The sequence below is a fragment of the Candidatus Thiodiazotropha sp. AKAK3 genome, assembly GCF_058244645.1.
Window position 1 is genome coordinate 1 of sequence record NZ_JBSYOQ010000061.1, and the last position, 8,659, is coordinate 8,659.

10 protein-coding genes are annotated in these 8,659 nt (G+C 50.2%); 4 read left to right on the forward strand and 6 right to left on the reverse strand.

The window, feature by feature from the left end; genetic code table 11:
- Window positions 1-583: 583 nt before the first annotated feature.
- The 5 genes from AC4IE7_RS15525 to AC4IE7_RS15545 all read right to left on the reverse strand — a co-directional run bounded on the left by AC4IE7_RS15525 (window position 584) and on the right by AC4IE7_RS15545 (window position 5,389).
- Window positions 584-1,036: an HIT domain-containing protein gene (locus tag AC4IE7_RS15525; RefSeq protein ID WP_490777768.1), complete on the reverse strand. Its 453-nt coding sequence runs from the start codon at window positions 1,034-1,036 to the stop codon at window positions 584-586.
- A gap of 11 nt (window positions 1,037-1,047) precedes the next feature.
- Window positions 1,048-1,440 (reverse strand): gamma-butyrobetaine hydroxylase family protein, encoded by a 393-nt coding sequence (locus tag AC4IE7_RS15530; RefSeq protein WP_490777769.1) that lies wholly within the window; start codon window positions 1,438-1,440, stop codon window positions 1,048-1,050.
- Window positions 1,437-2,492 (reverse strand): ferrochelatase, encoded by a 1,056-nt coding sequence (hemH, locus tag AC4IE7_RS15535; RefSeq protein ID WP_490777770.1) that lies wholly within the window; start codon window positions 2,490-2,492, stop codon window positions 1,437-1,439. The genes AC4IE7_RS15530 and hemH overlap by 4 nt, the downstream gene beginning before the upstream one ends.
- Before the next feature lie 4 nt (window positions 2,493-2,496).
- A complete protein-coding gene (locus AC4IE7_RS15540; protein ID WP_490777771.1) occupies window positions 2,497-3,417 on the reverse strand; it encodes a hypothetical protein in 921 nt (306 codons plus the stop codon).
- Window positions 3,418-3,529: 112 nt separating this feature from the next.
- Complete coding sequence (locus AC4IE7_RS15545; RefSeq protein WP_490777772.1) at window positions 3,530-5,389, reverse strand: phosphoenolpyruvate carboxykinase (GTP); 1,860 nt, start codon at window positions 5,387-5,389, stop codon at window positions 3,530-3,532.
- Between the two features lie 294 nt (window positions 5,390-5,683).
- On the opposite strand from AC4IE7_RS15545, the gene nth reads away from it, so the two are divergent.
- The 4 genes from nth (at window position 5,684) to AC4IE7_RS15565 (ending at window position 7,485) form a co-directional block, all read left to right on the forward strand.
- Window positions 5,684-6,316, forward strand: a complete 633-nt coding sequence (nth, locus tag AC4IE7_RS15550; RefSeq protein WP_490777773.1) for an endonuclease III — start codon at window positions 5,684-5,686, stop codon at window positions 6,314-6,316.
- Between the two features lie 83 nt (window positions 6,317-6,399).
- Window positions 6,400-6,852: a DUF302 domain-containing protein gene (locus AC4IE7_RS15555; protein ID WP_490777774.1), complete on the forward strand. Its 453-nt coding sequence runs from the start codon at window positions 6,400-6,402 to the stop codon at window positions 6,850-6,852.
- A gap of 13 nt (window positions 6,853-6,865) precedes the next feature.
- On the forward strand, window positions 6,866-7,297 hold the full coding sequence (locus AC4IE7_RS15560; RefSeq protein WP_490777775.1) for a DUF1841 family protein: 432 nt from the start codon (window positions 6,866-6,868) through the stop codon (window positions 7,295-7,297).
- Window positions 7,294-7,485 (forward strand): hypothetical protein, encoded by a 192-nt coding sequence (locus AC4IE7_RS15565; protein WP_490777776.1) that lies wholly within the window; start codon window positions 7,294-7,296, stop codon window positions 7,483-7,485. Before AC4IE7_RS15560 ends, AC4IE7_RS15565 begins: the two co-directional genes overlap by 4 nt.
- Before the next feature lie 421 nt (window positions 7,486-7,906).
- Here the strand turns inward: AC4IE7_RS15565 and AC4IE7_RS15570 are convergent, their stop codons facing one another.
- The gene (locus tag AC4IE7_RS15570; RefSeq protein WP_490777777.1) at window positions 7,907-8,290 is read right to left on the reverse strand and encodes a CBS domain-containing protein; all 384 of its coding nucleotides are present in this window, start codon (window positions 8,288-8,290) and stop codon (window positions 7,907-7,909) included.
- Between the last annotated feature and the right edge of the window lie 369 nt (window positions 8,291-8,659).

The window sequence follows — 8,659 nt, forward strand, 5'->3', positions numbered from 1 at the left end:
GGCTACCTTGCTTAGATAGTCTTGAAGCTGTGATGGTTGCATGTGGTTATGGCGTTTTCGGCAAGCTTTTGGTGGGGCTTGGCCCCACCCTACGCCATTCCGGGTTGGGGGGGGCCATGCCCCACCAAGTAGTCAACTAGTGAGGGCGATGGCAAGTTTTGAAGTACCTGCAGGGGTTGGTAATGTTACTCCTCAGGATGCGGCTGATGCGCTTCAGCCACTGCTTGCTGAGAGCTGGCAGGCGCTGCCTAGACCGTAGCCTGGATGAAGTGCAACGGAATCCGGGGGGAACAGCGCACCAACCATCCCGGATTCCGCTTCGCTCCATCCAGGCTACCTTGCTGAGATAGTCATGAAACTGTGAAGGTTGCATGTGGTTATGGCGTTTTCGGCAAGCTTTTGGTGGGGCATGGCCCCACCCTACGTTTAATTCAAACATGTACTGGCATGGCCCCACCCTACGACCGTTCGGTCCCAGGTTAATAGAGGTGTGATGTAGGGTGTGGCCCTGCCGCACCATGCCGGCATTGAATAATGCTCAGCTATTAATCTTGTTTAAGTGACGCCAATGTGGTTGGTGTGGTTATCTCTTGGCAACTGGATGCAGGAAGCAGAGCGTATCCGGGAGTTGTTCTTCTAACTTTTGTATAACCTCATCCAGCTGTGACTGATCATATGCCTGACGTTGGCTGGTGCCCCAAACCACACCGGGCCACCAGGGGTCATTGGTTGTGCGGCCGATTATATGGATATGCAACTGTCGTACGATATTACCGATCGCAGCGATGTTGAGCTTATCTGTCTCATAGTTTGTCTCCACAAAGTGTGAAAGCAGATTGGTCTCCTGAAGTAGTATCAATTGCTGTTCGGAGGAGAGTTGATGCAGTTCATGACAGGAGACGCGGGGAACCAGTATGAACCAGGGCAGCAGTGCATTGTTCATCAGCAACAGCTGGCTCAATTCCAATTCCGCTAATAGATAGCAGTCTGTAGCAAGCCGTGGATCGAGTTCGAACGGGGGGTTAGCTGATGTCACGGCATACTGACCTATGCACCACCATCCCTGGGTATCAGTTCTGGCTCTTGGCGTTGATAACCCACCGCCTCAAGTTTTTCCAGATAGGCCTGCCATAGCTCATCCTGATGTTTGCCCAGGTTATAGAGGTATTGCCAATCATAGAGCCCGGAGTTGTGGCCGTCATCAAAGTGAATTTTGACTGCATACTGACCCACCGGCTCCATCTGGGTAATAGAGACCATCTCTTTGCCTTTTTCCAGTTTGGCGGTTGCTGGACTATGGCCACGAGTCTCTGCTGAGGGTGAGTAGACCCTCAGGTATTCACAGGGGAGGGCAAAGTGGGCGCCGTCGCTGAAAGAGATATCAAGAAAACGGCTCTGTTGGTGGACTTTGAGCTCTACAGGGTGGGGTGTTGTACTCATTGGTTTTTTTCTCCAGCAGAGGGTCTGGCTTCCGGCCAGCCCTGGGCATGCTTATGGATCAGTTTTGCCAGCATCCCGATATGTTCAGGGTCGTCATTCAGGGCTGGGATATAGGTGTAGTCGCCACCCCCCGCTTGCAGAAAGTAGTCTCTGTTTTCCACTGCGATCTCTTCCAGGGTTTCGAGGCAGTCTGTTGAGAAGGCAGGGCAGACTACCTGAACACTTTTGACCCCCTCGGCGCCCCACTGTTTGAGTGTCGCATCGGTATAGGGTTTAACCCACTCTTGCGCACCAAATCGGGATTGAAAGGCGATCTGCCATTGCTCATCCTTTAGCCCTAACCTTTCAATAACAGCTTTGGCTGTGGCATGACACTCATCAGGGTAGGGGTCGCCTGCCTGATAGTAGTCCTTGGGAATGCCATGAAATGAGAAGAGCAGTTTCTCTGCGGTACCGTGCTCTTTTCGGAAGGCTTCGATCTGATTGCTGAGTGCGGCGATGTAATCCGCTTCCTGCTGGTAGTGTTGGATAAAGCGGATCTCAGGTATCCACCGCCAGCGTTGCAGCTCAGAGGTTATTGCATCAAATATCGAGGCGGTGGTGGTCGCTGAATATTGGGGATAGAGGGGCAGGATCAGCAGGCGCTGAATATTTTTCTCGCGCAGCGATTGCAAGACACTGGGGATCGAGGGGTTACCGTAACGCATCGCCAGAGCAACTGTGACCTGGCCTTCAAATAGAGGCGCAATCTCTTCTTCCAGGGCAGATCGCTGCTTCTTGGATATCGCAAGCAGTGGTGAGCCTTCCTCTGTCCAGATCGAGGCATAGGCCTTGGCGGAGCGTTTTGGTCTGACTCGTAAAACAATGCCGTGCAGGATAATCATCCAGAGAAACCTGGGAATAGCCACAATTCTTGGGTCACTGAGAAATTCAGCCAGGTATCTACGCACTGCGCCGGTGGTCGGAGCGTCAGGGGTGCCGAGGTTGACCAGCACTATTCCAAGGCCACCCTCCTTCATTGACAGTTGATCCGATTGGTTAAGGTATCTCATTTTTTCAATTCCGATTCGCTTTGCGGATTCTTGCCTCTACCCGTGCTCGTTTCAACAGGTCTTTATTGTGTATTTCCGGATAGAGCGTCCATAATCTGTCGATCTGCTCTGCCTGATCTACCGCCAATCGTTCTAATCTCTCCCTTGTCTCTCTGCTCAGGTTAGGCAGCATCAGCAGTTGAGGGGCCTTCCAGGTGATATAGTCTGCGATCAAGGGGGCGTTCTCAGCATCATAACCCGATTCTGTGAGGGGCAATTCCGGAAATCCTACAGTTGTTGTGGAATTCCCAGTGTGGTGCATCATGCCAGTATCAGGATCGTTATAGAACCACGCTGTCTGCGGCAGAAAACCGGCTCGTCCTCTGACTTCGGCCTCTACAATCGAGGCGTGTACCCTGGGATTGTAACCATCATGGCTGGGCACTCCACGTTGTCGAAGGTGGGGTGAGATGAAACTGAAGTCACCTTTTGCTGCAGCGATCCATTTTTGCTCCATATTGTGCAATTGAATCTCGCTCTCTGCGCGGCAACTCTGTAGTAGTGCAACGGGCTCGCCGTTTTCTTCATCCAGCAGCCAAAGCTCATAGTGGTCGGCCATAGGGAAAGGGAGCTGAGGCAGTACCGGCTGCAGTCCAGAGATCAGCGTGTCACTGGCTTCGATCATGCTTCTTATATCGAATAGGGGATTGACCGGAACTTGCTCCAGACCATTAACTTCCGACCATAAACCAAAGGTGAAATATTGTCCTTCTCCCAGGGGGGTATTGGCCCATAAACCCTGGGGCGTCTCACTGAGGACCTGGATTTCCCACACCACACCATTTGCACTGAGTGCGCGGGCCGAATCTTGTTGGTAGACCTGCAATAGGCCATTGAACGGATTGAGTCGCCGTACACTGAATGTTGCGTTTGAAAGCTGCTGCATACTCTACAGACTACTCTACTCTGCCCAGAAGGGCAGAGTAGAAAGTCAGCGCGGGGTTTGGGAAAAGCGTGTTAATGAAGTGTTGGGTTTTTACAACCTATTCGCGAATTGCTCAATCATCAGTCGCAGAGAGATCCCAATATTTTGGGGAGTGGTATAGCCTCGCCAGTTGCAGCTCCCGTTCAAGCTCCATCTCTCGTGGGAGGTGGTCACCAAAACGGGAAAACAACTCTTCCTGATCAATGGCTTCGTGGCGGGCTCTCTCCCGGTCGATATTCATGATTTCATAAAAGTCTGCTTTATCGAAATCGAGTCCATTCCAGTTAAGGGCATCATGAGAGGGGACCCAGCCTAAAGGGCTCTCGATCGCATGACCATTACCGTTGCATCGGTCTATCACCCACTTCAATACCCGCATGTTCTCGCTGAAGCCTGGCCAGATGAAACGACCATGCCGATCTTTGCGAAACCAGTTCACCCGGAATATCGCCGGTGGTGTCGCAACATTTTTACGTCCAATACGCAGCCAGTGCTTAAAATACTCCGCCATGTTGTAACCACAGAATGGCAACATGGCCATCGGATCACGTCGCATGGCAGCCTGACCGATTGAGGCTGCAGTTGCCTCCGAGCCCATGGTCGCTGCCATGTAGACGCCATGCTCCCAGTTGTAGCTTTGAAACACTAACGGAAAGTTGTTACTGACACGTCCGCCAAACAGGAATGCGGTGATCGGTACACCGGCAGGATTCTCCCATTCCGGATCAATTGAGGGGCAGGCGGCAGCGGGGGCGGTAAAGCGGGCATTGGGATGGGCCGCCGGATGTCCGCAACCAATCACCCAGTCATCTCCGCGCCAGTCGATCAAATGTTCGGGGGGATCTTCCGTCAGCCCCTCCCACCAAATATCACCGTCATCAGTCAGGGCGCAGTTGGTGAAGATGCTGTCCTTGGTCAGAGCGGCGATGGCATTGGGGTTGGATGTATCATTGGTGCCTGGGGCAACGCCGAATAGCCCATACTCGGGATTGATGGCATAGAACTTTCCATCCTTGGGATTGGGTTTTATCCATGCAATATCATCTCCGATAGTGGTGACCTTCCAGTCCTCTAAACCTTGTGGCGATTTGAGCATTGCAAAATTGGTTTTTCCACAGGCACTGGGAAAGGCCGCTGCCACATAAAACTTCTTCTTCTCTGGAGTTTCAACGCCCATGATCAGCATGTGCTCCGCCAGCCAGCCTTCATCCCGCCCCATCACCGAGGCGATACGCAGCGCAAAGCACTTTTTACCCAGTAGGGCATTACCACCATAACCACTGCCGTAGGACCAGATCTCTCTGGTGTCAGGAAAATGGGTAATGTATTTATCCTCAATGCTGCCTGCACAGGGCCAGGGAACGTCCTCTTCCCCAGGTTGTAAGGGCGCACCAACTGAGTGTACGCAAGGGACGAATTCACCCTCATCACCCAGCACATTGAGTACATCCTGCCCCATACGGGTCATCAGGCGCTGATTCACTGCGACGTAGGCAGAGTCTGAGATTTCAACACCAATGTGAGCGATATGGGAGCCAAGCGGTCCCATGCTAAAGGGAATGACATACATAGTCCTTCCTTGCATGCAGCCTTTGAATAACCCCTTGAGGACAGATTTCATCTGCTTGGGATCCATCCAGTTGTTGGTTGGACCAGCGTCTTCTTCGTTTTTAGAACAGATGTAGGTACGCTCTTCAACGCGAGCTACATCGCTCGGATGGGAGCGTGCCAGATAACTGTTGGGCCGTTTCTCCTGGTTAAGGCGGATAAATGTGCCGCTTTTCACCATCTCGTCACATAGACGGTCGTACTCTTCCTGTGAACCATCACACCAGTAAATCCGATCCGGAGTACATAGTTGTGCGATTTCATCAATCCAAGCTAGGAGTTTCTGATTGTTTGTCCGAGCGGCGCCATCATGTTTTCTGGTCATGGTAAATGTCCATCACTGTTTTCGTCGGGTTACCAGTATATGAAACTCCACCTTAAATCGCTATCCCCGTATAAATATTGTTTATGTCACTCTGTGTTGAATCGTTTTTTGGTATTTTTTGTGTGGGATAGTTTGTCACTAGGAAAATCCAAGCTCAGTCTAAACCAAGTCAGTCGATGCAAAGGCAATGCTGAAATAGCGGTTTAATAGTCCAAGCTGTCTACCTTTGGGTTCGCTTCACTGCCCCTTTATGATCTAGAATGGCGAAGTTAAATCAGCTGTCCAATATGTTTCATGAATAGAGAAAAACGCCAGGCCATCTTTCAGCGTCTTCAAGCGGCCAATCCCAACCCCACAACTGAACTGAATTACAAAACCCCTTTCGAACTATTAGTGGCGGTAATTCTTTCAGCGCAATCGACAGATAAGGGAGTGAATAAGGCTACCGACCTGCTCTTTCCAGTGGCGAATACCCCTGAACTGATTCGTGATCTGGGTATTGAAGGATTGAAGGGGTATATAAAAACCATTGGTCTTTTCAATAATAAGGCTAAGAATATTGTTGAGACTTGTCGCATCCTGATCGAATCCCATGGTGGTGAGGTGCCTGAGGATCGTAAGGCGCTGGAGTCTCTGCCCGGTGTGGGCAGGAAAACAGCAAATGTTGTGTTGAACACGGCTTTCGGTCACCTGACAATGGCAGTTGATACCCATATCTTCAGGGTTTCAAACCGTACCCGGATCGCACCGGGCAAGACACCGTTGGAAGTGGAAAAAAAGCTGATGCGCTCTACTCCTGAAGTTTTTTTACAGGATGCTCACCATTGGCTGATTCTGCACGGACGTTATACTTGTGTGGCACGCAAACCACGTTGTGGAAGCTGTGTCATCGAAGATCTGTGTGAGTACAAAGATAAGACGGAATAGTCTCTATAGTTCGACTGAGAACCCGCTGAACAACTCAGGGCCAATTCGATTAGTGTTCACAGGCCCCAATAAAGGAGCATAGGATGAAAACTATATTCACGCTTATAGCTGGTCTGTTACTGACCATCGGTGTCGCCCAGGCAGATAGCGGTATGGTGACAAAGGCCAGCCAATTTAACGTCGAGGAGACCGCTGACCGTTTTGTTGCTGCTGCAGAGGAAGCAGGTCTGAAGATCTTCAGTCGTATCGACCATGCTGCTGGGGCGAAGAAGGTTGGACAATCTCTACGTCCGACGTTATTGATTATTTTTGGTAGCCCGAAAGTGGGTACCGCATTGATGACCAGTGATCAACGTGCCGGCATTGACCTGCCGCTGAAAGCTCTGGTGTGGCAAGATGCTGAAGATAAGGTCTGGCTTGGCTATAACAGCCCGGAATATCTATTTGATCGCTTCGCTATCGACGACCGGGAAAAGGTGAAGAAAAAAGTGACAGGCGCATTGAAAAAATTATCGCAGAAAGCGACACAGCCTTGAGTTATAAATCCTGATGATTAGTAATGATCGGAATCAGTTGCGTCAGGTCTTTTTTGAGGCTTGGCGAAAGCATCTTGCAGAACAACCCATGGAACCTCTGGAAGAGATTGTATCCCAGGTGATCAAACAGCATCCGGAGTACCATGGTTTGTTGAATAACAGGGAGCAGAGTCTGGAGCGGGATTTTCATCCTGAGGGTGGACAGACCAACCCTTTTTTACATATGGCGATGCATCTCACTTTGATCGAACAGGTCTCTACTGATCGACCCGCAGGAATCAGCAGGCTCTACCAGCAACTCTGTCAACACAAGGGGGAGGCCCATGAAGCGGAACACCAACTGATGGAGTGCTTGGGGCGTATTCTTTGGGAAGCTCAATCAGCCAACCGAATGCCTGATGAATTGGGCTACCTTGATTGCATCAAGAGCCTGATTAAAAAATGACCACTCAACCAAATGCCAAAAACTGCACTCTTTGTCGTGTAATGCGAGGGTTGGCGTTTGGTGGTATGGGAGCAGCTATTGGAGGGTATGGCGCCCTGTTTTTAGGTGTGGATAGGAATGAGGCTACCTACTATGCTCTGTTTGGCGCGCTGGCTTTGACGGTTTTGATACTGAGAAAAAGAAAATAGGCGTAGCTCTTCTTCACCAGGTCATCACTTAAGGAACCTCTGATCAATTCGTGAACTCGCATCTTGCCCCTGAAATGTCCAGTTTCTGAGTTATGAATCTTCGCAATAGCCTGCTATTACGAGCGATCCATGCCTTGAACCAGAACATTTTAGGGCACAATCTGTTTCGTCCAGAATTAAACAGAGGTTCCTTAATCTGGCAGCTCAATAAGCCAGTTCAGAGTTTGGGATTGCAGGCAAGACCTGAGAACTTTAGCGTCATTTGTTATCTGCACTTCAATTTCATCAAATGTTCGACACGTATGCTCTCCCCAACCCTTTTGTCATCAAGGGTGGGGGTGTTTGCGCCTGTTTCTGGAGTAATGGCGAGCTGATAAGACTGTACTGAAACGCAGTCTGGATCTCTCTGGGCTTAAGGTTTTCAGCTATCTAGCAAGTCTGATAGTGCACGAAAAAGGTCGCTCTCTGTGAGCATTCCCTCGACATTGCTGTCGTTACCAACTACAGGTAGACAACCGATTCTGTGGTCAGTCATCTGTTTCACTGCGGAAGAGAGCGAAGCGCTGCCCGAGGTGGTGAGTACTGGTGTATGCATGACTTCAGAGATCTCAGCGGGTGCTTCTCTAAAATATCGTGCCGCCAGCTGCAAATCCCGCCGCGTGACGATTCCTACCACATGATTCTCCTGGTTTACCACAGGTAGGTGGTGCATATTTTTCTCTTCCATGATTTCAAAAGCCAGATCATAGTTATCTTCACTGCGCACTGTGATCGGGGATGCGCTCATATAGTCGCTGACAAACATGTAATCCTCCTCATTCCGAATTTATTTTCGGTTAGTATCAGTTCTTGAACTATAGCAAAGCTCAGTCTCTTCGTTTATGCACATACAGCCAGTGGTCTTACCCTGCCTCAATAAGAAGACACTCAACAAGTTTTGAATATTGCGTAGGGTGGGGCCCTGCCCCACCAAAAAGCACAGGGAGCTGCAATATTGCAATGGCTCAAAAGTTGATAACCGATTAAGCAAATAAGCAGCCCTGGTTAGTTGCGTAGGGTGGGGCCCTGCCCCACCAAAAGGCACAGGGAGCTGCAATATTGCAATGGCTCAAAAGTTGATAACCGATTAAGCAAATAAGCAGCCCTGGTTAGTTGCGTAGGGTGGGGCCCTGCC